We start from the raw sequence: 26300 nt of genomic DNA on the forward strand, positions 1-26300 counted from the left end.
TCCCGGAACCGCTCGCCGTCCCGGAGCCGGTACCGGCACTGGCACCGGCACCGGCAGAGGGCTCGGAGCCGGCGCCCGGGCGGTCGGCGAGCCGCCCTCTACCCCTGCTCCCCATGGCCGCCCGTCCCTTCTGCAGCGGCGTAGGCGTCCGGCCGGTCCAGGCCGGCCCAGTGTCCGACCGGGTAGACCACCCAGGCGGCCCGCCCGATCACCTTGGACTCCGGGACGAAACCGCCCCCCGGTTCGCCGAGGTGGTCGCGGGAGTCGCGGGAGGCGCCGCGGTGGTCGCCCATCACCCAGAGCTTGCCGGGCGGCACCACCACGTCGAAAGCGACATTGGACGGCTCGTCCCCCGGGAAGAGGTGGCCGGACTCGTCGACCGGCACACCGTTGACGGTGATCGGGTGGCCCGGCCCGGTGCTGGTGACGCGGTCACCGCCGATGCCGACGACCCGCTTCACGTAGACGGAGTCACCGGCCGGGACCAGCCCGATCTCCCGGCCGAAGGAGCGCAGCGAGGTCCCGAGGCCGGCGGGTTCGAGGGGCTTGCGCAGAAAGGAGCCGGTGCCGTCGAAGACGACCACGTCGCCGCGGCGCGGGTGGCCGCCGAACGCGTAGGACAGCTTGTTCACGACCAGGCGGTCACCCGGGCGCAGGGTGTTCTCCATCGATCCGGAGGGCACCGAGAACGGGCGCGCCACGAAGGCGTTCACCAGCAGCAGTACGAACAGGCAGGTACCGGTGAGCAGCAACAGCTCGCGGGAGCGGGAGCGCCCACCCTCCACCGGGGCGTCGTCCGAGGTGTCCGGACCGCCCGTGCCGTCCGAGCTGTCCGGCGGAGCTGCGGCGCCCGGGCCGCCTCGCGTCCCCCGGTCGACCGTCTCCCCCGCATCGGGCACCACCACGGCGGCGGGCGCCGTCCCCGCATCCGGCGCGGAAACGACCGCGGACCGCGTCGGCGAGTCCGCACCGGTGGGTGCGGGACAGCCGTCGCGGTCCGCGGGTGGTTCGTGCGTGCTCATCGGGGGCTGAGCCTACCGTGCGGCAGTCCGGCCCCCCAGAGCGATCCCGATCCCCCGGCAGTGCCGGGGGCCGGTGGATCAGCGGTCGCGCTTCTCCTTGATCTTCGCGGCCTTGCCGCGGAGGTCACGCAGGTAGTACAGCTTGGCGCGGCGAACCGCACCGCGGGTCACGACCTCGATCTTCTCGACGATCGGGGTGTGCACCGGGAAGGTGCGCTCGACACCGACGTTGAAGCTGACCTTGCGAACGGTGAAGGTCTCACCGATGCCGGCGCCGTGACGGCGGATGACGACGCCCTGGAAGACCTGGACACGGGAGCGGTTGCCCTCGATGACCCGGACGTGAACCTTCAGGGTGTCACCGGCGCGGAAGGCCGGAATGTCGCTACGCAGCGAGGCCGCGTCGACAGCAGCGAGCTTGTTGCTCATGTTGCTCTCCATCGCAGGCGCCACGGGCCGCCCACGGAAGTCGTCACAAATGGGGTTCGCTGCGGGCCGCACCGGTTGCCGACGAGCCCCCCGTGGCGGGGGCGTCGGACCACGTGACCCCTACGGGAGGAGCCCAGCGACAGACAGCAGCGGCCTATTCTTCCACACCATCGGCCACGGACCGAAATCGGCCGAGGTGCTCGTCCCAGGCCAGGCCAAGCAGGCTGAGCGCTTCGCGGTCCTTCTTGTCGAAGTCCGCGTGCCGCCAGCGCGCCACCAGGTCCGCCCGGTTCGCCAGCGTGCGGGCGAAGGCCTGCTCACGGCGCCAGCGGGCGATCCGGCCGTGGTTTCCGCTCAGCAGGATGTCCGGCACGGTGCGGCCGCGCCACTCGGCGGGCTTGGTGTAGACGGGCCCCTCCAGCAGGTCGGCCATCGCGCCGGGCGCGAAGGAGTCGTCCCGGTGGGACTCGGCGTTGCCGAGCACGCCGGGCAGCAGCCGGGCGATCGCCTCGACCATGACCAGCACCGCAACCTCGCCGCCGGCCAGCACGTAGTCGCCGATCGATGCCTCGACCACCGGCATCCGGGTGGCCGCCTCCTCGATGACCCGCCGGTCGATCCCCTCGTAACGGGCCGGGGTGAACGCCAGCCAGGGCCGGCCGGCCAGCTCCTGCGCGAGTTCCTGGGTGAACGGCCGACCGCTGGGGGTCGGCACCACCAGGGTCGGCACCTCACCCTCCGGGCCCTGGCCGAGCACCGCGTCCAGGGCCTCACCCCAGGGCTCGGGCTTCATCACCATGCCGGGGCCGCCGCCGTACGGGCTGTCGTCGACGGTCCGGTGCACGTCGTGCGTCCAGCCCCGCAGGTCGTGGACGTGCACGTCGAGCTGGCCGCGGGCGCGGGCCTTGCCGACCAGCGAGATGTTCAGCGGCTCCAAGTACTCGGGGAAGATCGACACGACGTCGATCCGCATCCCGTCCCGCACGGACGGCTGCACGGACGAGCCCGCGGACGAGCCCGCGGAAGACCCCGCGGAAGACTCCCCGGACGACCCGAGGGACTCCGCCGCGTCCGCCGCGCCTTCCTCGGTGCTCACCGCGAATCCTCCGCGTCACCGGCGTCCGCAGCAACGTCGGCATCGGCATCGGTACCAACACCGTCGGCCACATCACCGGCCACATCACCGGCGGCGACCTCGGCCTGCCCCAGATCGATCAGCCCGACCGGCGGGTCGATCACCGCGCGCTGGTTCTCCAGGTCGATGGTCGGCACGATCCGCTTGACGAAGGGCACCAGCGCATCCGTCCCGTCCGCCTTCCGCACCGTGAGCAGGTCCTGGTACGGCAGGTGGACGACCTCGGTGAGTTCACCGACCGGGGTGCCGTCGAGCAGCACCACGTCCAGACCGATCAGCTGGTGGTCGTAGTACTCCTCCGGGTCGTCCGGGCTCTCCTCCGGGTCCACCTCGGCGATCAGGAGCGTGCCCCGCAGCTCCTCGGCGGCGTTGCGGTCCTTGACGCCGGCGAACCGCAACAGCAGCCGCCCGCTGTGGACCTTGCCGGACTCGACGGTCAGCGGACCCGCCGAGGCGGGGTCGGTGAACAGGACGGCACCGGGGCCGAGCCGGAGCTCGGGTTCGTCGGTGCGGACCTCGACGCTGACGTCCCCCTTGATGCCGTGGGCGCGGCCGATCTTGCCGACGACGAGCTGCACGGTGATCGTTCTCCTGGATGAGTGCTACGGAGTTGCGGAGTTGCGGGATTGCCGCCGGAACGGCGAAGGCCGGCCGGGACGACATGCGTCCCGGCCGGCCTCGAAACCCTGACGGCTGAACGAGCAGCCGGATCAGCGAATGTTGTCCACGTCGACCAGGTCGACCCGGACGTTGCGACCGCCGAGGGCGCCGACGACCGTGCGCAGAGCACGAGCCGTACGACCGCCCCGGCCGATCACCTTGCCGAGGTCATCGGGGTGCACCCGCACCTCGATGGTGTTGCCCCGACGCAGGTTGCGCGAGCGCACCTGCACCTCGTCGGGGTGCTCGACAATGCCCTTCACCAAGTGGTCGAGGGCATCCTCGATCACGATCAGACCTCGGCGTCGGCGTCGGCCTCGGCCTTGTCCGACTTCTTGGCCTTCGGGGTGATGGCGACACCGGTGGTGGCGTCCTCGAAGCCGGCGACGGCCTTCGCGAACAGGTGCGAGAAGTCCTCGACCTTCGGCTCGGCAACCAGCAGCGGCGCCGGGGCCGGCAGGCCCTTGAACTTCTGCCAGTCGCCGGTCAGCTTGAGGATGGCGAGCACCGGCTCGGTCGGCTGGGCGCCGACGGACAGCCAGTACTGGGCACGGTCGCTGTCGACCTCGATCTTCGAGGGGTTGTAGGTCGGCTGGTAGAGGCCGATCTCCTCGATCGCACGGCCGTCACGCTTGGTGCGGGCGTCGGCGACGATGATGCGGTAGTGCGGGGCGCGAATCTTGCCGAGACGCTTCAGCTTGATCTTGACTGCCACGGGAGTGGGTTCTCCTGGTGTTGACGTGGGTGAGCGGCCCCGCCCTCGCGTGGGGTTGCGTGGTGGGCCGTCCAAGGGACACGCCAGCCGTAGGAGAGAGGGGTCCTGCCCGGCTGCCGGGTACTCAGCGGTCCATTCTGCCACAAGGGCGCCCTACCCCCGAAAACAGGTCGACCGGGAGCCCCCGCTCCCGGTCAGCCCAACACGTGCGCCTTCGCGGCACACCTCCCTGGCGGATCACGGTGGACCGCCTCCGGACCACCGGCCGACTTTCGACCGATCGCCCCCGGACATCCGCAGACCCCCTGCGGATCCCCTACGGCCACCGTCCGTCGATGCGGCCGGACCACTGCCCGCACAGTCGCCGGCCGGCTCTCCTGCTTCCCCGGGCCCTGGGTCTCCCCGGATCCCGGAACTTCCCGCATCACGCGACCCGAATCACAGGACCCGAGCCGCACCACTCGCGTCGCGCGACCCGCGCTACGCGATCTTGAACGGCTGCTGGCACGCGCCGCAGACGATGGACGCCTGGGCGAGCACCGAGGGAACGACCCGGACGTTGCGCCCGCAGCCGCAGACCGCCTTCACCCGGACGCCGCCCCCGGAGGAGCCGTGCCGGGCCGCCGGGCCGCGGAAGGCGCGCGAGGCACCCTCGCCGGCCACCGCCTCCTGGTGCGCGCCGAGGGCGCGGTCCAGGCGTTCGATGGTGTCGGCGTACCGCTCGCGGGTCTCCTTGAGCATGGTCACCTGGGAGAAGCCGCTACTGGCGTGCGGTTCGACCGGGTGCGCCAGGCCCAGCTCGGAGGCCAGGAGCAGGAAGCGCCGGTTGTGGTAGCGGCCGGCGCGCGAGGTGTCCCGGATGTCCCGGGCCGCGGCCAGACCGTGGGCAGCCTCGTGGAGCAGCCGCTCGAAACCGAGCCGGGTGCCACAGGCCGAGGAGGACTCACCGATCAGCGCCTCGGGCGAGGCGAGGTCGGGGAGGTCCTGGTGGTAGGCCTGGATGTCACTCCAGGCGGCGGCCAGTTCGGCCGCGAGAACGAGGGGCTGTGTCGTGCTCACGCTAGACCAACGATGGAGTAGGAGCCGATGTTCCGCGTGTTCCCGTTCCCCGGGATTTCCCAGGAAACTCTCAGGAATGCGCGACCTCGCGCGAAATGCGCGTTCCGGATCTGACGCAAGACCAACCCCCTACAGGTTCGGGCCCCGTCGAGCTCGACGGGCGCCTCGTCAATTCCGCCCGGAGACGGGCTGTCGCCCCCAGGACGTACGGCCCGCGGTCCTGTCGAGTTGACAGGGCCACGGGCCGTACACCGTACCGCTATTCCGTTAATACCGGCAGTTGACCGACCAGTAGGGATGTCGACAGGTGAGACGTCCGTTGAACAACACCGCTCATCGGACGTTCGAATTACCTGTCGGCCAGGCCGAGAACCGTCAGAACGCGTCGCCCGGCGCCCTTTTACGGCGACATCCCGCGCGCACGGGAAGCCGCTGCGGTGGATGCCGCGGAAGCCGCCGCGGAAGCCATCACCGAAGCCACCGAAGCCACCGAAGCCACCGAACGGTCAGTAGGCGCGCGCGACGATCGCGATGTTGCCGTCCTGGTCGTCCGTCAGCGGCACCGAGCCGTCGGCGGCCACGATGCAGCGGACCGAGACGCCCTGCTCGGCCAGCTTGGCCTCGCCCTCCGGACCCAGCTCGGCCCAGGAGATCCGGCCCCAGCCGGTGGCGGCGGCCTCGACGGCCTCGTCGAGGTTGGCCACGTCCACCGTGCGGGTCTCGCGGCGCTCGCGCGACTGACGCAGCAGCAGGGCCTGGTCCTCCTCCAGGATGCCCGGGAGGGTCGCCACCAGCGAGTCGATCGAGACCGGCTCCTTGCCGCCCGGAATCCGGCGGGCCAGCATGGCCGTGCCGTTCTCCAGGTCGCGCGGGCCGACCTCGATCCGCAGCGGAACACCCTTGAGCTCCCAGTCGACCGCGCGGCGGCCGAACGGGGTGTCGGTGCGGTCGTCGACGACCACGCGGATGCCGGCGGCCTCCAGCGCCGCACCGATCTCACGGACCTTGGCGATCACCGCGTCGTCGCCCTTGATGGCGAGCACGACGGCCTGGACGGCGGCGAGCCGCGGCGGGACGCGCAGACCGTTGTCGTCGCCGTGGGACATGATCAGGCCGCCGACCATACGGGTCGAGACGCCCCAGGAGGTCTGCCAGACGTACTCGCGCTCGGCACCCTGCAGCTGGTAGGTGGTGTTGAACGCCTTGGCGAAGTTCTGGCCCAGCTCGTGGCTGGTGCCCATCTGCAGCGCCTTGCCGTCGCCCATCATGCCCTCGAGGGTGAGGGTGTTGATGGCGCCGGCGAAGCGCTCCTTGGCGGTCTTGCGGCCGAGCACGACGTCGATGCCGAGCACGTTGGTCATGAAGTCGCCGTAGACCTGGGTGTGGATCATCGAGGCGTACTCACGCGCGTCCTCGTAGGTGGCGTGGGCCGTGTGGCCCTCCTGCCAGAGGAACTCGGTGGTGCGCAGGAAGACCCGCGGACGCAGCTCCCAACGGACCACGTTGGCCCACTGGTTGATCAGCAGCGGCAGGTCGCGGTGGCTCTGGACCCACTTCGAGAAGTACTCGTTGATGATGGTCTCGGAGGTCGGCCGGACGACGACCGGCTCGTCGAGCTGCTTGCCGCCGCCGTGCGTGACCACCGCGAGCTCGGGGGCGAAGCCCTCGACGTGCTCGGCCTCCTTGGTCAGGTAGGACTGCGGGATGAACATCGGGAAGTAGGCGTTCTGGGCACCGGCCTTCTTGATCCGGGCGTCCATCTCCTGCTGCATCCGCTCCCACAGGCCGTAGCCGTACGGTCGGATGACCATGGTGCCGCGCACCGGACCGTTGTCGGCCAGCTCGGCCTTGTTGATGAGGTCCTGGTACCAGCGCGGGAAGTCTTCCGCCTGGGGGGTGAGAACGGGTGCCTTAGCCATGGGCGAATCGTACGGGGAGCGGGCCCCCGACTTCGAATCCGTTCCGGGCCGACGCCCGGGTCCCGTCCTCGGCGCCCCGCACCGGGGCGCACGCCCCCGACACGCGCGCACCACCCCGCACTCCTCTGGACGCCGCGCCCGAGCCGCTGTTCGCTGGAGTGGGGCGGGACGTCGAGGGGGGTTCGGAGCAGCACGTCGAGGACCGGATGGGAGGCCGCGATGGCTTCGGCTGGGGTGATCGGCACGACCGCAGGACCCGTCGGCACCGGGCAGGACAACGCCCGGGCCCGGGACTGGGCGGAGATCCAGGAACGGATGCTGGTACCGCTCTACGAGGCCGTCCACGACCGCCTGGAGGTGGGTCCGGCGACCAGCGTGCTCGGCCTGGGCTGCCGCTCCGGTCTCGCCCTGCTGCTGGCTGCCGGACGGGGCGCCCAGGTGGCCGGGCTGGAGCAGGACGGCGAGCTGCGCGCGCTGGCCGGCGGACGCGGTCTGCGGGTCGGCGCGGGCCGCCTTCCGACCGCGGATGTCGCCCGCTCGGCCTATTCGCTGGTCACCGTTTTCGAGCAGCCGCCACCGGCGGGCGAACCGCGCCGGACGGTCGCGGCGGCGGCCCGGCTGGTGCTGCCCGGCGGGCACGTGGTGCTGGCCGCCTGGGGGCCCAGGGAGCGCTGCGGGAGCGCGGCCGTCCTGGACGTCGCCCGGCGGATGGCCCGGCGCAGCGCGCGCGACCCCTTCGAGCTGAGCCCGCCGGGGGCGCTGGAGGACCTGCTCGTCGGAACCGGCCTGCGCCCGGCCGGCGGCGGACGGGTCGGCTGCCCGTTCGCCTACCCGGACCTGGACAGTGCCGTGCGCGGGCTGCTCTCCACCGGGCTGTACGACGCGGCGGCGGAGTTCTCCGGGGCGTCGCTGGTCACGAAGGAGCTGGAGGAGGCGCTGCAGCCGTATCTGCGGCCGGACGGGACGGTGCGGATGGCGAACGTCTTCCGCTACCTGATCGCCGAACGCCCCCGCTGACGGCGGGGCGCGCGTCACCCTGACGCACGCCCGTCCGCCCGGGCCGGGGAGGGCGACGGGGACGGGGACAGGGACGGGGAGAAAGACGGGCACGGGGACCGTCGGCTCAGGCCTGGTCGAGCGTCTTCCGGGGCACCCCCGCCGCCCGGTAGGCCGCCTCCTCGTCCAGCGTCTCGGCCTCCAGCAGCGCCGCCGCCAGTGTGTCCAGCCGGGCCCGCTGCTCGGTCAGCAGCCGCACCGCTTCGTCGTAGCACTCGGCCACGATCCGCCGGGCCTCCTCGTCCACCGCGTCCAGCGTGGTCGGCGCGGCGGAGAGCCCGTACGCCCCCTGCGGGTCGGACGGCACGGCGGTGAGCCGCCCGACCCGCTCGCTCATGCCCCACCGGCCGGCCATGCCGCGGGCGATGTTGGTGACCTGCTCCAGGTCGCTCTTCGCCCCGGTGGTGATGACCCCGTAGACCACCTGCTCGGCCGCCATCCCGCCGAGCGCGCCGATGATCCGGCCGCGCAGGTAGGGCTCGGTGTAGGAGTACCGGTCGGTCTCCGGCGTGGACAGGGTGACCCCGAGGGCGCGGCCGCGCGGCACGATGGTGATCTTGCGGACCGGGTCGGCGCCCGGCTGGAGCATGCCGAGCAGGGCGTGGCCGCTCTCGTGGTACGCCGTCCGCTCGCGTTCGGCCTGCGGCATCACCAGTGGCCGGACGGCGCCCAGCTGGACCTTCTCCAGCGCGTCCGAGAGGTCGCGCTCGTTCACCGCGTCCTGGCGGCGCTTGACCGCCAGCAGCGCCGCCTCGTTGACGAGGTTGGCCAGTTCGGCGCCGGTCATGCCGGGGGTCACCTTGGCCAGCTGGTCGAGGTCGGCGCCCCCGGCCAGCGGGACGTGCCGGGAGTGGATCCGCAGGATGGCCGCGCGGCCGTCGCGGTCCGGCGGGCTGACGGTGATCCGCCGGTCGAAGCGGCCGGGGCGCAGCAGCGCCGGGTCGAGCACGTCCGCCCGGTTGGTCGCGGCGATGACGATGACGCCCTCGGAGCCGCTGAAACCGTCCATCTCGGTGAGGATCTGGTTGAGCGTCTGCTCGCGCTCGTCGTGGCCGCCCATCCCGCCGCCGCTGCCGCGCTGCCGGCCGATGGTGTCGATCTCGTCGATGAAGATGATCGCCGGGGCGACCTTGCGGGCCTCGGCGAAGAGTTCGCGCACCCGGCCGGCGCCGACGCCGACGATCATCTCGATGAACTCGGAGGCGGAGGCCGAGAAGAACGGCACGTCCGCCTCGCCCGCGACGGCCCGGGCCAGCAGCGTCTTGCCGGTGCCGGGCGGGCCGCTGAGCAGGACGCCGCGCGGCATCTTGGCGCCGAGCCGGCGGTACTGCTGCGGGTTCTTCAGGAAGTCGACCACCTCGCTGAGCTCGGCCTCGACCTCGTCGATGCAGGCCACGTCGGCGAAGGTGGTGCGCCGGCCGGCCTCGGCGGTGACCGGCTTGGGCGGGGCCTTGCGGCCGAGCGGGCCGCCGCCGAGGCCGCCGGCCATCCGGCGGGCGAGCAGCACCCAGACCAGGATCAGCAGCAGCATCGGGGCCAGCGAGATCAGCAGGTTGGCGAGGAAGCTGCGCTGCTGGACGACCGGCTCGGCGGTGACCTCGACGCCCTGCTGCTGGAGGGTGGTCCAGAGGTTGTCCCCGGCGAAGACCGGCCGCTGGGTGTCGAACTCGGTGTACGTCCCCTTGTCGCCGTCCGGCTTCGGCTCGGCGTTCTTGAGGGTGCCCTCGATCGAGTCGCCCTTGGAGTAGATCTTGGTGATGTTGCCCTTGTTCAGCTGGTTGTTGAACTCGGTGTAGGAGATCGTGGTGGCGCCGTCCGGGCCGAAGAAGGACAGCAGCAGGTCGCTGATCAGGAACACCACGAGCGCGGTCAGGACGAGGCCGGTCCAGCCGCCGGGCATCCTGCGGCGCGCGGGCGGCGGGGGCGGGGCCCCTTCCGAACGCCATGGCTGGTCGGGGGTCTGGCGCGGCGGCACGGGATCGGTCACCCGTCGGACAGTACGGACATCCGCCCAGCGTCCCCGGCCGACCCGCCGTCAGCCCCGCTCGTCCGCCGCGGCCGACCCCGGCCACTCCTCCGAGGTCAGCGCGAACCGCTCGTGGTCCCGCCAGGCCCCCTGGAGGAACAGCATCCGCGGCGTGAACCCCTCGTGCCGGAAGCCCAGCCGCTTGGCGAGCGCGATCGACCGCCCGTTGTCCGGCTGGACGTTGATCTCCAGCCGGTGCAGCCCCAGCCCGCCCTCCGGGTGCCCGGCGAAGCAGGTGTCCAGCACCAGCCGCAGGCCCTCGGTCATCCGTCCGGTGCCGGCGAACGGCAGGAACGAGTCGTAGCCCAGCGAGCCGTTGCAGAAGCGGCCCATCACGATGTTGGCCACATTGACCTTGCCGACCAGTCCCCCGGTCTCCAGGTCGACGATCAGGAAGGTGCGCAGGCCCGGCCCTTGCCGCTCCAGGATGTCGGGCAGCGCGTCCGGCTCGACCGGGTTCCACCGGCCGATGTGTTCGGCGGACCGCCGGACCGCCTCGGCGTACGCCACCTCGTCCCCGGCCCGCGGGGCCCTGATCGTTACTCGCATCGGACCATCATCTCGGATGACCATCGGGCATGCGAACGGCCCACCGCCCCGGGGAGGCCGGGGCGGCGGGCCGTTCGTCCCGGGACCCGCGGGCGGCGGGGCCGGGGCAGGACCGGGGCAGGACTACAGCAGGTCCTTGAACTCCTTGGGCAGCTCGAAGTCGGCCGGGCCCTTGCCCGCGCCGAGGCCGAACGCGCCGCCCTGGGCGGGCGCCTGGTCGGCACCGGGGCCGAGCGCGCGGCGCTCGGCGGCCGCGGCCTCCTCCTGCGCCCGCTTCAACGGGTTGCCGCTCTTGCGCTTGCCCTTGGCGGCCGGGGCCTTCTTGGTGCTCTTCTTGCCGCCGCCACCCATGCCCGGGATGCCCGGCATACCGGGCATGCCCTTGCCGGACGCCATCGCCGACATCATCTTGCGGGCCTCGAAGAACCGCTCGACCAGGTTCTTCACCTCGCCGACCTGGACGCCCGAACCCTTGGCGATGCGGGCCCGGCGCGAGCCGTTGATCAGCTCCGGCTCGGCCCGCTCGGTCGGGGTCATCGACCTGATGATGGCGCCGACGCGGTTGACGTCCTTGTCGTCGATGTTGTTGATCTGGTCGCGGATCTGGCCCATCCCGGGCAGCATGCCCAGCAGCTTGGAGATCGAGCCCATCTTCTGGACCTGCTCCAGCTGCGACAGGAAGTCGTCCAGCGTGAAGGCCTTCGGGCCGCCGCGCAGCTTGGCCGCGATCTTCTCGGCCTCGGCCTGCGAGAAGGTCTGCTCGGCCTTCTCGATCAGCGAGAGGACGTCACCCATGCCCAGGATGCGCGAGGCCATCCGGTCCGGGTGGAAGGCGTCGAAGTCGTCGACCTTCTCGCCGTTGGAGGCGAACATGATCTGGCGGCCGGTGACGTGCGCGACCGAGAGCGCGGCGCCGCCGCGGGCGTCGCCGTCGAGCTTGGAGAGCACCACGCCGGTGAAGTCGACACCGTCGAGGAAGGCCTGCGCGGTGGTGACCGCGTCCTGGCCGATCATGGCGTCGACGACGAACAGGACCTCGTCCGGGTTCACCGCGGCCCGGATGTCGGCGGCCTGCTGCATCAGCTCGGCGTCGATGCCGAGGCGGCCGGCGGTGTCGACGATGACGACGTCGTACTGCTTCTGCTTGGCGTACTCGATCGAGTCCCGGGCCACCTGGACCGGGTCGCCGACGCCGTTGCCCGGCTGCGGCCCGTAGAAGGCGACGTCGGCGCGGTCGGCGACGACCTGCAGCTGGTTGACGGCGTTGGGGCGCTGGAGGTCGCAGGCGACCAGCAGCGGGGTGTGCTTCTGCTTCTTGAGCCAGTGGCCGAGCTTGCCCGCGAGGGTGGTCTTACCGGCACCCTGGAGGCCCGCGAGCATGATCACCGTCGGGCCGCTCTTGGCGAACCGCACCCGGCGGGTCTCGCCGCCGAGAATGGCGACGAGCTCCTCGTTGACGATCTTGATGATCTGCTGCGCCGGGTTGAGCGCACCGGAGACCTCGGAGCCGAGCGCGCGCTCCTTCACCCGCTTGATGAAGGCCCGGACGACCGGCAGCGCGACATCCGCCTCCAGCAGCGCGATGCGGATCTCGCGGGCGGTGGCGTCGATGTCCGCCTCGCTCAGGCGGCCCTTGCCCCGGAGGTTCTTGAACGTCGCTGCGAGGCGATCGGAAAGGGTGTCGAACACGTCGTCGCGGGTCCTCTACGGCATCGGTCTGAGTACGGTCGTCGCCCCCAAGGGTATCCGGCCGGTCCACGGACGGTCTCCACCCGGGTTCGGAGGAACTCCGGCAGCCCCCGGAGGAGCCGCTCAGCCCAGGGCCGCGCGCACCGCCGCCGCCACCTCCCCGGCCCTCCGGGCGGACAGCGGACGGCCCGCCGCGTCGGTCAGGTAGAAGGCGTCGACGGCGTCCGCGCCCAGGGTGGAGACGTGCGCCGTCCGCACCCGCACCCCCGCGCCGTCCAGCGCCCGGCCGATCCGGTGCAGCAGCCCGGGGGCGTCGTGGGCGCGCACCTCCAGCACCGTCGCGTTCGCCGAGGCGACCGGGGGCGCCACCGCGACCACCGGCGGCGGGGTCGGGATCCCCCGCCGGCGCGGCGCCGCCGCGTCCCGCTCGGCCAGCCGGCGCGCGACGTCCAGCGAGCCGTCCAGGGCCCGGCGCAGGTCGGCCCGCAGCCGCGCCGCCTCCGGCAGCTCACCGAACTCCGCCGCCACCGTCCAGGACAGCAGCAGCACCGGCCCCGCGCCGATCGGGTCCAGCTCCCGCAGCCCGGCCGAGCGGACCGCCAGCCGGTGCAGGGCCAGCACTCCGGCGACGGTGCCGAGCAGCCCCGGCCGGTCCGGGACGGCCAGCAGCAGCCGCACGCCCATCGGCTCGGTGCCCGCCGTGTCCGTCCCGGTCTGGGCCAGCAGGGAGAGCGCCGGTCCGCCGGTCCTCGCCGCCTCCACCGCGAGCCGCTCCTGCTCGGCGGTCGGCGCGGCGGCCGGCTCCGGGCCCGGGGCGGCGTCCCCGGCCAGCCGGGCGGCGGCCCGCGCGGCCAGGCCGTCCACCAGCGAGGCCCGCCAGCCGCTCCACGCGGCCGGGCCGGTGGCCAGCGCGTCCGCCTCGGTCAGTGCCCGCAGCAGCTCCAGCCGGGGCAGCGTGGTGACCACCTTGGTGACGGCCTCGACGGTGGCCGGGTCGTCCGGGTCGCGCCGGGTCGCGGTGTCCACCAGGGTCAGGTGGTGGCGGACCAGCACGGCGAGGGTCTCCACCGACTCCGGGTCGAAGCCCATCCGGGCGGCCACGTCGCGGACGATCACCTCGCCCGCCTCGCTGTGGTCGCCGGGCCAGCCCTTGCCGAGGTCGTGCAGCAGCGCGGCGACCAGCAGCAGGTCCGGCCGGGCCACCCGGCGGGTCATCGCGGCGGCCCGCACCGCGGTCTCCACCAGGTGCCGGTCCACCGTCCAGCGGTGCACCGCGTTGCGCTGCGGCCGGCAGCGGACCCGCTCCCAGTCCGGCAGCAGCCGGGTGATCAGCCCCTCCGCCTCCAGCGCCTCCCAGACCGGCAGACAGGCCTCGCCGGCGCCGAGCAGGGTGATCAGTTGCTCGCGCGCCTCGTCCGGCCAGGGCACCGGCAGCGGACGGCACTCGGCGGCCAGTCGGCGCACCGTCGCGTGGGAGACGGTGAGCCCGTTCTGCGCGGCCGCCGCGGCGGCGCGCAGCGGCAGCACCGGGTCCGCGGCCGGACGGGCGCCCTGGGCGAGCACCGCCTCGCCGTCCTGCTCGACGACGCCCTCGGCGAGCGGCCGGCGCTCCACCGCACCCCGGGCCACCGCGCCCGCGCCGCGCCGGGCCGCACCGGAGGCGCCGCCGAACGGACCGGCGAACGGGAACCCGAGCCGGTGCGGACGCCGGCCCCGGCCCGAGCGGGCGGCCAGCACCCGGTCCACCGCCCGCCAGGTGACGTCCGCGGCGTAGGCGACGGTCCTGGCCGCCTCGTAGACCTGCCGCAGCAGGGTGTCCGCGTCCAGCACGCCGAGCCGCTCGGCGACCTGGTCCTGGTCCTGCAGGGCGAGCCGTTCGGTGGCCCGGCCGGTGACCAGGTGGAGCGCGTCGCGGACGTCGGCCAGCCGCAGTGCGGCCGCGTCCAGGCCCTCCCGGGGCGCGTCGGCCAGCCAGCTCGCGGCGATCGCGTCCAGCGCGACCATGTCCCGCAGACCGCCCCTGGCCTCCTTGAGGTCGGGCTCCAGCAGGAAGGACAGTTCGCCGTGCCGCTCGGCCCGCTCCCGGCCCAGCTCGCGCAGCTCCGGCAGCCGCCGCACCGCGCCCGCCCGCCAGTCGGAGAGCACGGTGGAGCGCAGCGCGGCGGTGAGCGCCGGGTCGCCCGCCACGTGCCGGGCGTCCAGCAGGCCGAGCTGTGCCTTGAGGTCGGCCGCCGCCACCGACCGGGCCTCGGCCGGGGTGCGGACGGCGTGGTCCAGGGCGGCGCCGGAGTCCCAGACCGGGTACCAGAGCCGCTCGGGCAGGGCGGGGTCCAGCCGGCCCTCGTGCAGCAGCAGCACGTCGAGGTCGCTGCGCGGGGAGAGCTCGCCGCGCCCGTAGCCGCCGACCGCGACCACGGCGGCCCCGGCGGGGGCGCCGGCCGAGGCGAACAGGGCGGCCAGCCAGTCGTCGGTGCGCGCGGACAGTTCGGCGCGGCGGGCCCGGCCGCCGGGGCCGGGGGCGGTGACCAGCCGGGCCCGGGCGGCGGCGGGGTCGGCCGGTCCGGCCGGGCCCGGGTGGGAGTCGTCGGTGTGGGAAGCCATGTGAAGTCCCCGTCCGTGGTCGTGCGGGTCGGTCGAGCGGGCGCCGGAACGCCGTCGGCGGACCTGCGACCGTGGGGGGTCGCAGGCCCGCGGGGAGGGTCTGCCGGGGTGGGCCGCCGGCCGGGAGCCGGGAGGCCGGCGCTCCGGTGCCTACAGGGCGTCGGGGCCGCGTTCGCCGGTCCGGACCCGGACGGCGGTCTCCACCGGGACGGTCCACACCTTTCCGTCGCCGATCTTCCCGGTCCTGGCCGCCTCGACCAGGACGTCGATCAACTGCTCGGCGTCCTCGTCCTCGACCAGGACCTCGACTCTGACCTTGGGCACCAGGTCCACGGTGTACTCCGCGCCCCGGTAGACCTCGGTGTGGCCGCGCTGGCGGCCGTAGCCGCTCGCCTCGGAGACGGTCAGGCCGTGCACGCCGAAGGACTGCAGGGCGGCCTTCACCTCGTCCAGGCGGTGGGGCTTGATGACGGCGGTGACGAGCTTCATCGGGCGTCCACCTCGGTCTTCTCGGTGCTCTTCGCCACGGCGGTGGCGGTGGCGGTGGCGGGTGCGGCGGCGGCGGCAGGTGCGGCGGTCTCGGTTCCGGCGGTCGCCGGGGCGGCCGAGGAGCGGGCAAGGCCCGAGCCGATGGCGCTGAAGTCGTACGCGGACTCGGCGTGCTCGGCCTGGTCGATACCGGCCACCTCGACCTCCTCGGGGACCCGGAACCCGATCGTCGTGTCGATCGCCTTGGCCAGCAGCCAGGAGAGCACGAAGGAGTAGGCGGCGACGACCGCCACGCCCATCGCCTGCTTGCCCAGCTGCTCGAACCCGCCGCCGTAGAAGAGCCCCTTGGCGGTCTGGCCGACCGTCCCGGTGGCGAACAGGCCCACCAGCAGCGAGCCGATCGCCCCGCCGACCGCGTGCACGCCCACCACGTCGAGCGAGTCGTCGAAGCCGAAGCGGTACTTGAGGCTGATCGCGGCCGCGCAGACGGCGCCGGAGACCAGGCCGATCGCCACCGCGCCGAGCGGGGAGACCGAGCCGCAGGCCGGGGTGACGGCCACCAGGCCGGCCACCGCGCCGGAGGCGGCGCCCAGGGTGGTGAAGGCGCCGTGCCGCAGCTTCTCGTAGACCAGCCAGCCGATCAGCGCGGCACCGGTGGCGACCTGGGTGTTGATCAGGGCCATCGCCGCGACGCCGTTGGCGGCCAGCGCCGAGCCCGCGTTGAAGCCGAACCAGCCGAACCACAGCAGCCCGGAGCCGAGCATCACCAGCGGCAGCGAGTGCGGGCGCATCGGGTCCTTGCGGAAGCCGATCCGTCGGCCGAGCACCAGGCACAGCGCCAGGCCCGCGACACCGGCGTTGATGTGGACGGCCGTGCCGCCGGCGAAGTCGATCACGCCGTTGCGGTCGCCGAGCCAGCCGCCGTCGCCGCCGTCGAAGAAGAACACCCAGTGCGCGACCGGGAAGTAGACCACAGTGACCCAGAGCGCCACGAACAGGCCCCAGGCCGTGAACTTCGCGCGGTCCGCGACCGCCCCGCTGATGAGTGCGGGGGTGATGATGGCGAACATCAGCTGGAAGGCGGAGAAGGCCGTCACCGGGATCGTCCCGGCGAGGTCGTTGAGGCCGATGCCCTGCATCCCCAGGAAGTCCAGGTTTCCGATCAGACCGGCGCCCGCGTCGGGCCCGAAACTGAGCGAGTAGCCGTAGAGGACCCACAGCACGCTGACGATGCCCAGCGAGAGGAAGCTCATCGCCAGCATGTTCAACGTGCTCTTGGCCCGGACCATCCCGCCGTAGAAGAAGGCCAGCCCCGGGGTCATCACCATGACCAGGGCCGCACTGACGAGTACGAAGGCGGTGTCACCCGCGCTGAAGCCGTCCGGCATCGGCGTACCTCCTGACTGGAAGCCGATCCGCACCCGGGTTCCTGTCCCGTGCACCGGGGCGTCGGCGATGAGGAGGAGCGTGCCGAAGGCCGGTTTCGGCCGATGCCGCCGGTTGTTTCACCGCCGTGACGAGGGCGACCGCGGGGTTACACCCGCGTGAACCCCGGCCGTGTCGCGGGGCCGGAGGGGTTACCGTACGGCCGCCCCGCACGCGGTGTGCCCGGGACGGCACGGAACGGGACGGCAGGGGGCGGCAGGGGGCGGGACGGCAGGGAATGGCACCGAACGACACCGACCGTGCCGTCGGCGGACGGCACGGTCGGCGGGTCGGGGCCGGATCGGGGCCGGATCGGGGCCGGATCGGGGCCGGGTCGGGGCCCGAGGTCGGTGGCGGCTCAGACCACCGAGACGTACTCCGGGATGTCCTGCACCACCCGCTCCTTGAGCCGGCTGACCGCGTCCACGCCCCGGTAGCGGGACGAGGCGGCCTCGGTGGTCTTGCGCACCCGGGAGTTGAGCCGCTCGGAGCGGACCTTGGTGGCGATGTCCACCGCCTGCTCGGCGAAGACCGCCGCCTGCTCCGGCTCGTTCTGGAGCAGGTGCACGCTGGCCATGCCGACCAGGTTGAAGGCGTACGAGCGGACGTGGTCGCCGTCCTGCCGGAACAGGTCGACCGCGCGCTCCATCACCGGCGCGGACATCGAGGCGTAGAGCGCGCCGTTGTCGGAGTGGTAGGCGAGGTCGCGGAAGGAGTGCGCGTTCTCGGCGTTCAGCTCGGCCGGCGAGAAGAACTTCAGCCAGTCCGGGTCGGCGTCGCCGTCACGGATGTCGGTGAAGGTGTCCTCGGCCAGCCGGACCGCCCGGGCGCACCGGTTCACCTCGCCGATCGTGGCGTACGCGCGCGCCTCCATCGCGTACAGCAGGGACTGCTGGCGCGGGGTGGCGGTGTCCCGGCTGCCGTACTGGGCGAGGTGGATCAGCTCCAGCGCGTCCTCCCCCCGGTTGAGGTGGATCATCTGCCGGCTCATGTCGGTGAGGATCAGGGCGCCGAACGGGCGGTCCCCGGCCTCCTTGGCGGCGTGCAGCGCCAGCACGTAGTACTTCTGCGCGCTCGGGTGCATACCGACGTCGTAGGACATCCAGCCCGCCAGGTGGGCGAGCTCGGCGGTGAGCCGGAACAGCCGCCGGGTGGTCAGCTCCGGGTAGGTCTCCTGGAGCAGGTCGGTGACCTCGTGGAGCTGGCCGACCACGGCCTTGCGGCGCAGGCCGCCGCCGTTCTGCGCGTCCCACTGGCGGAACATGACCGTGGTCTGCTCCAGCAGTTCCAGCTCGGGCTCGGAGAGCCGGCCGGTGAACGGCTCGCCGCCGTTGGCCGCGGCCAGGATCGGCGTGGGGGCGCCGTTCGGGCCCGGGGTCAGCCAGCGCTGCATCGGCTCGATCAGCGCGGCGCCGGCGGTCAGGGCGAGCGAGGTGCCCAGGAAGCCCCGCCGGTTGAGCATGAGGTCGCTGCGGGAGTAGTCACTGATCAGCTGGACGGTCTGCGGCGCGCTCCACGGCAGGTCGACGCCGCCGCCCACGGTGGAGACCGGAACGGCGGCGCGCAGACCGAGGTCCTCGATGGAGACCACCGAGCCGAACCGCTCGGAGAACAGCTCCGACATGATCTTCGGGATGGGTTCGCGGGGCTGCTCGCCGTCCAGCCAGCGGCGCACCCGCGAGGTGTCGGTGGAGACGTGGTGGGCGCCGATCTGCCTGGCCCGGCGGTTGACCTGGCGGGCCAACTCCCCCTTGGACCAGCCGCTGCGGGCGAACCACGTGGTCAGCTTCTCGTTGGGTTGCTTCTCTGCCATGGGTCCCCATCCCGCCCGGCCCCCGCGGGGCCCCGATCGTGACCGCCCGACGGTTGCGGGCTCTTGCCAGCCGTGCCGTGACCGAACTGCGGCGCTGCCGTCGCAGACGAACCGTCAGTTCCCCAACTCCCGGCTCCCCAGCGCCCGGAGCGGCCTCCTGACGAGGTCCGTGTGCTGAACGTAATGCCCCGCGTACTGCCCCGGGGAGCGACCCTGGCGAAACGCCACCTTTCGCCACCCCCAGGAGTGAACCGCAGGGTGTCGACAGACGGTTCACTAGGAGGTCCCCGACGGTCCGGCATATGCGGGCCGCCAAGTCCTCACGGATATCCGGCCCTTCGGGCGAACTGCCGCCGCCACAGGGGATTTCGCCACCCGCACCGATCACCGGCCGCCCCGCGCACAAGACGATCCGGCATCCGTACCGCCCGCCACAAGGCGGCGCCCGAGGCACACCACCGCAACTGGCGCACACCGGGCGCTGCGCGCCGTCACCGCACAACGCACCACGCAACGGACAATCAACACAAAGTCACCATCCCGTAACCATCGGCAACCAGAACCTGTTGGGGGAGGCATGGACAACCTGTTCGGCGAACTTCGACTGGGGAGCCTGCGGCTGGCACCGCTGGGCGCGCGCCGTCGCACCCGCGTCACCGCGAGCCGGGCGGCCGCGGAGTACACCGGCCGGTGGGGCTGGGCCGTCGTCGTCGGCGAGCCGGCCCGCGCCGCCGGCACCCCGGAACGCTGCTACTGCGGCACCCCGCGCTGCGCCGCCCCCGGTCTGCACCCCGTCCCCGGAACCGGCCCGGCCGCCGGCCCCGGACCGGACGCCTCGGTGCTGTTCCCCACCGGCCGCGCCTTCGACGTCCTGGACGTCCCCGAGCAGGCCGGCCTCCAGGCGCTGGTCCGGCTGGAGCGGATGGGCACCCAGGTCGGGCCGGTGCTCGCCGCGCCCACCGGGCGGCTGCAGTTCCTGGTCGCGGCCGGTACCGCGCTGCGACTGCCCGACCTGCTCTACCGGATGGGCTGGGACGACGCCGCGCTCGACCTCGCCTGCCACGGCGAGGGCAGCTTCGTCGCCGCGCCGCCCACCGTGCTGGCCGGCCTCGGCCCGGTCCGCTGGCTGCGCCGGCCGACCCGGGACAACGCGGGCTGCCCGCCTGAGGCCCGACTGCTGCTGGGCACCCTCGCCTACGCCTGCCACCGCGGCCGGGAGCGCATCTCCGAACCGGCCTGGATCGCCTGAACCGTATCGTCGCCCGCTCGCCTCCGGGGCGCTCCGACCCGGCGCCGACGGTCGTTGCTCCCTCGCTCCGCTCCCTCGCGCCTCCCTTTCGGCGCCGGCGCGCCCCTTCGGCTCGGGGCGGGAGGCGCTTGGCCCGGCCGGGTCGGCCGCGTCGGCCGGGCCGACCCACGCGACGCGAGCGGGCGGGAACGCCGAAGGGTCCGCCCCCACGGGAGCGGACCCTTCATCGGTGGACCGGCGGTCCTCAGTCCCCGATCAGCGCGTCCACGAACGCACCCGGCTCGAACGGCGCCAGGTCGTCGGCACCCTCGCCCAGGCCGATCAGCTTGACCGGCACGCCCAGCTCGCGCTGGACCGCGATCACGATGCCGCCCTTGGCGGTGCCGTCCAGCTTGGTCAGCACGATGCCGGTGATGTCGACCACCTCGGCGAAGACCCTGGCCTGGACCAGCCCGTTCTGACCGGTGGTGGCGTCCAGCACCAGCAGCACCTCGTCCACCGGGCCGTGCTTCTCGACGACCCGCTTGACCTTGCCCAGCTCGTCCATCAGGCCGGTCTTGGTGTGCAGTCGCCCGGCGGTGTCCACCAGCACGGTGTCCACGCCCTCGGCGATGCCCTCCTTGACCGCGTCGAAGGCGACCGAGGCCGGGTCGCCGCCCTCGGGGCCGCGCACCGTGCGGGCGCCGACGCGCTCGCCCCAGGTCTGCAGCTGGTCGGCGGCGGCGGCACGGAAGGTGTCGGCCGCACCGAGCACCACGCTGCGGCCGTCGGCGACCAGCACCCGGGCCAGCTTGCCGGTGGTGGTGGTCTTGCCGACGCCGTTGACGCCGACCACGAGGACGACCGCGGGGCCCTCCTCGTGCTTCGTGGAACGGACGACGCGGTCGGCGTCCTTGCCGATCAGCTCGACCAGTTCCTCGCGCAGCAGGGCGCGCAGCTCGTCCGGGGTGCGGGTGCCGAGCACCTTGACCCGGGTGCGCAGCCGCTCGACCAGCTCCTGGGTGGGGGCCACGCCGACGTCGGCGGTCAGCAGGGTGTCCTCGATCTCCTCCCAGGTGTCCTCGTCGAGGTGCTCGCGGGAGAGCAGCGAGAGCAGCCCCTTGCCCAGCGAGTTCTGCGAGCGGGAGAGCCGCGAGCGCAGCCGGACCAGTCGGCCGGCGGTGGGCTCGGGGACCTCGACGGAGGGGGCCGCCGGCTCGGCGGGCGCCGCCGCCTCCTCCTCGGGGGCGGCCGGGAGCTCCACCTCCTCGACGGTGCGGCGCGGTTCCTCGGTGGGCGGCGCGGCCTCCTCGCCGACGGCGGGCTCGCGCGGGGTCGGGGGCGCCGTGATGACCGGCGCCTGCGACTTCGGGGGCAGTTGCTGGCGTCGTCTGCCGGAAACGACGAGTCCGGCGATCGCGCCGACGGCGACCACCGCGATGACTACGGCAAGGATCACGTATTCCACAACTATCTCCTTCGCTGGATCCCACGACAGAGTGATCCTTCGGTCACCGGCGCACGAAGCGCCGCCGCCTCCCTTACGCTGGCCGCGTGCCGTTCGGCATCGGTCAGGGCTTGGCCGTCATGAGGTCGTCAAGCGGCTGAGTGAGAAGCCCTCTCGCACGCGAGAGGGAGGAGTCACAACCCCCCCAGTATCCGTGATCGGGGGTCGTCCGCGGGTATCTGCCCCGGCTGGCCGATGGATCGGTCCATCGGCTCGGAGGCGGCAGCCTCCTCGGACTGCCGAGGAGGCGCCGCTTACCTACGCTCCCGGTGCTCGTCCCGCAGCCGCTGGCTGATCACCTGCGAGATGCCGTCGCCCTTCATGGTCACCCCGTACAGCGCGTCGGCGGACTCCATGGTCAGCTTCTGGTGGGTGATCACGATGAGCTGGGAACTCTCCCGCAGCTCCTCCATGATCGCGATCAGCCGGCGCAGGTTGGTCTCGTCCAGCGCCGCCTCGACCTCGTCCATCACGTAGAACGGGCTGGGCCTGGCCTTGAAGATCGAGACCAGCAGCGCCACCGCGGTGAGCGAGCGCTCCCCGCCGGAGAGCAGGGAGAGCCGCTTCACCTTCTTGCCGGGCGGGCGGGCCTCCACCTCCACCCCGGTGGTGAGCATGGAGTCCGGGTCGGTCAGCACCAGCCGGCCTTCGCCGCCCGGGAACAGCCGCGAGAACACTCCCTCGAACTGCGCGGCGGTGTCGTGGTAGGCGGAGGTGAACAGCTGCTCCACCCGCTGGTCGACGTCCTTGACGATGTCGAGCAGGTCGCGCCGCCCGCGCTTGAGGTCGTCCAACTGCTCACCGAGGAACCGGTGGCGCTCCTCCAGGGCGGAGAACTCCTCCAGCGCCAGCGGGTTGACCTTGCCCAGCTGCTGGTACGCCCGCTCGGCCGCGCGCAGCCGCTTCTCCTGCTCGGCGCGGACGTACGGACGGGGCTCGCCCGGCTCCTGCCCCTCCTCCGGGGTCGAGGGCGGGACCGGCCGGTCGGGACCGTAGGAGTCCAGGAGTTCGCCGCCCTCGATGCCGAACTCCTCCAGCGCGCGGCCCTCCAACTGCTCGATCCGCAGCCGCTTCTCCGCCCGCAGCACCTCGTCGCGATGCCCGGCGTCGACCAACTTGTCCAGCTCGTCCTTGAGTTGGCGTCCCTGCTCGCGGTGCTCCCGCAGCTCGGCCTCCCGGGCCGCCCGGGTCTGCTCGATCGCGGCCCGTTCGGCGTCCGCGCGGGCCAGCGACACCTCCAGGCAGGCGAGCAGCTGCCGGGCGCCCTCGGCGACCGCGACGGCCACGGCGGCGTCGTGCTCGGCCCGCCGGCGGCGTTCGGCGGCCCGGGCGCGGGCCTCGCGTTCGGCGCGGGCGGCCCGGTCCAGCTGATCGGCCCGCCCGGCCAGGGCGCGGACCCGCTCCTCGTGGGTGCGGACCGCGAGCCGGGCCTCCAGTTCGGTCGCCCGGGCCGAGGCGGCGGCCCCGGCCAGCCGCTGCTGCTCGGCGGCGTCCGGCTCGTCCTCCCCGTCGGCGGCCGTCTCCTCGGCCACCGCCAGCCGTTCGGCCAGCTCCTCGGCGGTGGTGAGCAGCCGGTCGAGACCCTCCTCGGCGCGACCGGCGGCGGCGGTCAGCCGTTCGGCCTCGCCGGCGGCGGCCCTGGACTGCCCGCCGAGCCGGCCGAGGGTGCCCGCCACCTCGGCCCGCTCGCGTTCCAGCTGCCGCCGCCGGGTGGCGAGTTGCTCCACGGCGGCGGCCGACTCGCGGCGCCGCTCGGTGAGTTCGGCCAACCGTTCGGCCGACTCGGCGCAGCGGACGTCGAGTTCAGCGATCGTCCGGGCGGCCTCGTCCACCGCCGCCCGGGTCTCCAGCAGGCTGGGCGCACCGCCCGAGCCACCGTGGGCGAAGGCGGCGCCGAGCCGGTCGCCCTCGGTGGTGACGGCGCTCAGCCCGGGCTGCGCGGCGACCAGCCGGACCGCCCGGTCGAGCGTGTCCACCACGGCGATCCCGGCCAGCAGCCGGCCGACGGCGGGCAGCAGCGCGGGCGGCCCGTCCACCAGGTCCACGGCCCAGCGGGCGCCCGGCGGCAACTCCCCCGCCGGGACCTCGGCCGCGGGGGCGCCGGCGATGAGCAGTGCGGCCCGACCGGCGTCCTGCTCGCGCAGCAGCCGCAGCGCCTCGGCGGCGGCGCCGGGCGAGTCGACGGCCACCGCGTCGGCGGCGGCGCCGAGCGCGGCCGCGACGGCGGTCTCGTGGCCCGGGGCGATCCTCAGCAGTCCGGCGGCCGAGCCGAGCAGTCCGGTGAGCCGGTCCCCGGCGGCTAGCAGCGCGCCGCTGCCGTCCTTGCGGCGCAGGCCGAGCGCGAGCGCGTCCCGCCGGGCGGTGAGCGCCGCCCGCTCGCGCTCGGCGACGGCGGCCGCCTCGCGGGCGGCGGCGAGTTCCCGCTCGACGGCGGCGAGCAGTTCCCTGGCGTCCTCGTGCGCGGTGTCGGCCCGTTCGCCGTCCTCGGCCTCGGCGTCGACCCTGGCCTTCAGCGCCTCGTACTCCTCCTGGGCGGCCCCGGCGCGCACCAGCGCCTCGTCCCGGGCCTCGGCGAGCCGACCGATCTCGGCCTCGGCGGCGCCGGCCTTGGAACGGGCGGCGGCGGCCTGCCCCTGGAGCCGGGCCAGCCCCTCGCGGCGGTCGGCGATGGCCCGGGCGGCGTCCTTGAGCCGGCGTTCCTCGGCGAGGAGGGCGCGCTCCAGTCCGGCCTTCGCGTCGACCGCCTCGTCCAGCGCCTCCTGGGCCTGTTCCAGGGCCTCGGCCAGCGCGGCCTCCTCCTCCCTGACCCGCTCGGCCTCGCGCTCCAGCTCCTCCGGGTCCCGGCCGTGCCGCTCCTCGGACTGCCCGTCGGCGGCCGCGTGCCGGGCCTTCGCCCCGGCCAGTCCGACGGTGCCGCGGGTGCGTTCGGCGAGGGCGGAGAGCCGGTACCAGGTCTGCCGGGCCGTCTCCAGGCCGGGGCCGAGCTGCTGGACCTGCGCCTCGAGCACGGCCTCGCGCTGGATCGCCCGGCCGAGTTCCTGCTCGACGGTGGAGCGGCGCAGCCGCAGGGCCAGTTCGTCGGCGATCTCCGCCTCGACGGCCCGGCGCAGGGCGAGCAGGTCGTCGGCGAGCAGCCGCAGCCGGGCGTCGCGCAGGTCGGCCTGGATCCCGGCGGCCCGGCGGGCGATCCGGGCCTGTCGGCCGAGCGGGCCGAGCTGGCGCCGGAGTTCGGCCACCAGGTCCTGGACCCGGTTGAGGTTGACCTGCATCGCGTCGAGCTTCCGCAGCGCCTTCTCCTTGCGCTTGCGGTGCTTGAGGACGCCCGCCGCCTCCTCGATGAAGGCGCGCCGGCCCATCGGGTCGGCCTGCAGGACGGAGTCGAGCCGGCCCTGCCCGACGATGACGTGCATCTCGCGGCCGATGCCGGAGTCGGAGAGCAGTTCCTGGATGTCCAGCAGCCGGCAGGTGTCGCCGTTGAGCGCGTACTCACTGCCGCCGTTGCGGAACATCGTCCGGGTGATGGTCACTTCGGCGTACTCGATCGGCAGGGCGCCGTCGGTGTTGTCGATGGTGAGGCTGACCTCGGCCCGGCCGAGCGGGGCGCGCCCGCTGGTACCGGCGAAGATGACGTCCTCCATCTTGCCGCCGCGCAGCGACTTGGCGCCCTGCTCGCCCATCACCCAGGAGAGCGCGTCGACGACGTTGGACTTGCCGGAGCCGTTCGGCCCGACCACGCAGGTGATGCCGGGCTCGAAGCGCAGGGTGGTGGCGGAGGCGAAGGACTTGAACCCGCGCAGCGTCAGACTCTTCAGGTGCACGCGCCGCTCTCCTCGCCCCTCGCTCGCAGGGCCCTGGCCGGGGCCCTGCGGCGACTGTATCCGCCCGCCCCGCCGGGACCTGCGGCGATGCGGCCGGACACGACGAAGGGACGCCACTCGGGGCGTCCCTTGCAAGCTGCGTCCCTTTCGGGGCGGCTCGGTGCACAGCGGCGTCGACCAGGAGATCGGGCGGGACTCAGGTGAGAGCCGGCTCCCGCTGATCCAGATCGATGCTGTTGAGCAACGAGTGCTCGCCGGCGACGGCGCTGAGCGCGTCGTTCACAGCCTGCATCCTGATGAGCTCGGCTTCGAGATCCTGGACGCGCTGCTGCAGCCGTCGCATCTCGGAGAGCATTCGCGGGTCGGGGCCGCCGACGTACCCGAGAATCGCCTTTGCCATGATGAATGGTCCTCCACGCTGAGTGACCGAACCGGAACGGTACAGGTCTAGGGGGAAGGGGGACGCACGCGCGGCGTGCACCGGCAGTGCTGGCTGGGCACTACGGCACAACCACCGTGAGCTGGGCTCGCGGGGGCATGCACCTACCGGAATAACGCGGTCGTGTGCGCGGGTTTCCAGCGTCTCACCAAAGACGGTACGGGTCAACACGATCACCGCACGCTACCGCGCCCCTGTCACCTGCCTGGCGGTGTCGTCACGCCCGGCGGCTACCGAGGGGGGTCCCTCACCTGCTCGTGGATCATCGTTCGATGCGGAGTCAACCACGAGTCTGCCCGGATGGCAACCGTACGACACCGCCGGTTGACGACCGTTTTCGACCGACCGCACCGGGCCCTGGCCGGCGGGGGTGTTCAGCGGATCTCGAAGCTCCCGTAGCCGGGGCCGACGGCGGTCCAGATCTCGGTCACCCCGCTGACCCGGCCGGGCGTGTCCGGGCCCCTGAGCAGCGTGAGCAGTTGCTCGCACTCCGGGGCGGGCCCCTCGGCCACCACCTGCACCCGGCCGTCGCCGAGGTTGCTCGCGTAGCCGGTCAGTCCGATCTCCAGCGCCCGCGCCCTGGTCCACCAGCGGAAGCCGACCTGCTGCACCTTGCCGCGTACCCAGGCGGTGACGCGGACCGGCTCGTCACTGTGGGCGTCGCGACCGTGCATGCCCCGACCCTATCCGCCGCCACGGCGGCCCGCGTCACGGAGGAGCC

At 73.4% G+C, this 26300-nt stretch carries 21 protein-coding genes; 2 read left to right on the plus strand and 19 right to left on the minus strand.

Features of this window, described 5'->3' with window-relative positions; all coding sequences use genetic code 11:
* Positions 1-98: 98 nt before the first annotated feature.
* The 8 genes from lepB to proS all read right to left on the minus strand — a co-directional run bounded on the left by lepB (position 99) and on the right by proS (position 6939).
* Complete coding sequence (gene lepB, locus SM793_RS15645) at positions 99-1022, minus strand: signal peptidase I (protein WP_320438792.1); 924 nt, start codon at positions 1020-1022, stop codon at positions 99-101.
* A gap of 78 nt (positions 1023-1100) precedes the next feature.
* A complete protein-coding gene (gene rplS / locus SM793_RS15650; RefSeq protein ID WP_030396741.1) occupies positions 1101-1451 on the minus strand; it encodes a 50S ribosomal protein L19 in 351 nt (116 codons plus the stop codon).
* A gap of 154 nt (positions 1452-1605) precedes the next feature.
* Positions 1606-2424 (minus strand): tRNA (guanosine(37)-N1)-methyltransferase TrmD, encoded by an 819-nt coding sequence (gene trmD / locus SM793_RS15655; RefSeq protein ID WP_320438839.1) that lies wholly within the window; start codon positions 2422-2424, stop codon positions 1606-1608.
* Positions 2425-2543: 119 nt separating this feature from the next.
* The gene (gene rimM / locus SM793_RS15660) at positions 2544-3164 is read right to left on the minus strand and encodes a ribosome maturation factor RimM (RefSeq protein WP_320438793.1); all 621 of its coding nucleotides are present in this window, start codon (positions 3162-3164) and stop codon (positions 2544-2546) included.
* Between the two features lie 132 nt (positions 3165-3296).
* Positions 3297-3536 (minus strand): RNA-binding protein, encoded by a 240-nt coding sequence (locus SM793_RS15665; protein WP_030056773.1) that lies wholly within the window; start codon positions 3534-3536, stop codon positions 3297-3299.
* 2 nt (positions 3537-3538) lie between these two features.
* Positions 3539-3961: a 30S ribosomal protein S16 gene (rpsP, locus tag SM793_RS15670; RefSeq protein ID WP_320438794.1), complete on the minus strand. Its 423-nt coding sequence runs from the start codon at positions 3959-3961 to the stop codon at positions 3539-3541.
* 480 nt (positions 3962-4441) lie between these two features.
* On the minus strand, positions 4442-5020 hold the full coding sequence (locus SM793_RS15675) for a hypothetical protein (RefSeq protein ID WP_030396737.1): 579 nt from the start codon (positions 5018-5020) through the stop codon (positions 4442-4444).
* A gap of 506 nt (positions 5021-5526) precedes the next feature.
* On the minus strand, positions 5527-6939 hold the full coding sequence (gene proS, locus SM793_RS15680; protein WP_320438795.1) for a proline--tRNA ligase: 1413 nt from the start codon (positions 6937-6939) through the stop codon (positions 5527-5529).
* Between the two features lie 219 nt (positions 6940-7158).
* Between proS and SM793_RS15685 the strand changes: the two genes are divergently transcribed.
* Positions 7159-7956, plus strand: a complete 798-nt coding sequence (locus SM793_RS15685) for an SAM-dependent methyltransferase (protein ID WP_320438796.1) — start codon at positions 7159-7161, stop codon at positions 7954-7956.
* A 106-nt stretch (positions 7957-8062) separates the two neighbouring features.
* On the opposite strand, the gene ftsH is transcribed toward SM793_RS15685, so the two are convergent.
* The 7 genes from ftsH to SM793_RS15720 all read right to left on the minus strand — a co-directional run bounded on the left by ftsH (position 8063) and on the right by SM793_RS15720 (position 18587).
* Positions 8063-9982 (minus strand): ATP-dependent zinc metalloprotease FtsH, encoded by a 1920-nt coding sequence (ftsH, locus tag SM793_RS15690; protein WP_320438797.1) that lies wholly within the window; start codon positions 9980-9982, stop codon positions 8063-8065.
* 48 nt (positions 9983-10030) lie between these two features.
* A complete protein-coding gene (locus tag SM793_RS15695) occupies positions 10031-10570 on the minus strand; it encodes a GNAT family protein (RefSeq protein ID WP_320438798.1) in 540 nt (179 codons plus the stop codon).
* 123 nt (positions 10571-10693) lie between these two features.
* Positions 10694-12259: a signal recognition particle protein gene (gene ffh, locus SM793_RS15700; protein ID WP_320438799.1), complete on the minus strand. Its 1566-nt coding sequence runs from the start codon at positions 12257-12259 to the stop codon at positions 10694-10696.
* Positions 12260-12382: 123 nt separating this feature from the next.
* Positions 12383-14860 carry a [protein-PII] uridylyltransferase gene (locus tag SM793_RS15705; RefSeq protein WP_320438800.1) on the minus strand — a complete coding sequence of 826 codons (2478 nt, stop codon included), beginning with the start codon at positions 14858-14860 and terminating at the stop codon, positions 12383-12385.
* A 150-nt stretch (positions 14861-15010) separates the two neighbouring features.
* Positions 15011-15349, minus strand: coding sequence for a P-II family nitrogen regulator (locus SM793_RS15710; protein WP_320438801.1), 339 nt, complete (start codon positions 15347-15349; stop codon positions 15011-15013).
* Positions 15346-16737 carry an ammonium transporter gene (locus tag SM793_RS15715; protein WP_320438802.1) on the minus strand — a complete coding sequence of 464 codons (1392 nt, stop codon included), beginning with the start codon at positions 16735-16737 and terminating at the stop codon, positions 15346-15348. Before SM793_RS15715 ends, SM793_RS15710 begins: the two co-directional genes overlap by 4 nt.
* A gap of 395 nt (positions 16738-17132) precedes the next feature.
* On the minus strand, positions 17133-18587 hold the full coding sequence (locus tag SM793_RS15720; RefSeq protein WP_320438803.1) for a hypothetical protein: 1455 nt from the start codon (positions 18585-18587) through the stop codon (positions 17133-17135).
* Between the two features lie 577 nt (positions 18588-19164).
* On the opposite strand from SM793_RS15720, the gene SM793_RS15725 reads away from it, so the two are divergent.
* Positions 19165-19836 carry a bifunctional DNA primase/polymerase gene (locus tag SM793_RS15725; protein WP_320438804.1) on the plus strand — a complete coding sequence of 224 codons (672 nt, stop codon included), beginning with the start codon at positions 19165-19167 and terminating at the stop codon, positions 19834-19836.
* 244 nt (positions 19837-20080) lie between these two features.
* Here the strand turns inward: SM793_RS15725 and ftsY are convergent, their stop codons facing one another.
* From ftsY to SM793_RS15745, 4 genes are all read right to left on the minus strand, one after another.
* Entirely contained in the window at positions 20081-21283 is a 1203-nt protein-coding gene (gene ftsY, locus SM793_RS15730) for a signal recognition particle-docking protein FtsY (protein WP_320438805.1), read from the minus strand.
* A 293-nt stretch (positions 21284-21576) separates the two neighbouring features.
* Positions 21577-25140 carry a chromosome segregation protein SMC gene (gene smc / locus SM793_RS15735; RefSeq protein ID WP_320438806.1) on the minus strand — a complete coding sequence of 1188 codons (3564 nt, stop codon included), beginning with the start codon at positions 25138-25140 and terminating at the stop codon, positions 21577-21579.
* A gap of 196 nt (positions 25141-25336) precedes the next feature.
* Complete coding sequence (locus SM793_RS15740; RefSeq protein ID WP_320438807.1) at positions 25337-25540, minus strand: hypothetical protein; 204 nt, start codon at positions 25538-25540, stop codon at positions 25337-25339.
* Positions 25541-25953: 413 nt separating this feature from the next.
* Positions 25954-26253: an acylphosphatase gene (locus SM793_RS15745; RefSeq protein WP_320438808.1), complete on the minus strand. Its 300-nt coding sequence runs from the start codon at positions 26251-26253 to the stop codon at positions 25954-25956.
* Positions 26254-26300: the final 47 nt, after the last annotated feature.

This window comes from Kitasatospora purpeofusca (assembly GCF_034043715.1).
Classification (GTDB): domain Bacteria; phylum Actinomycetota; class Actinomycetes; order Streptomycetales; family Streptomycetaceae; genus Kitasatospora; species Kitasatospora purpeofusca_A.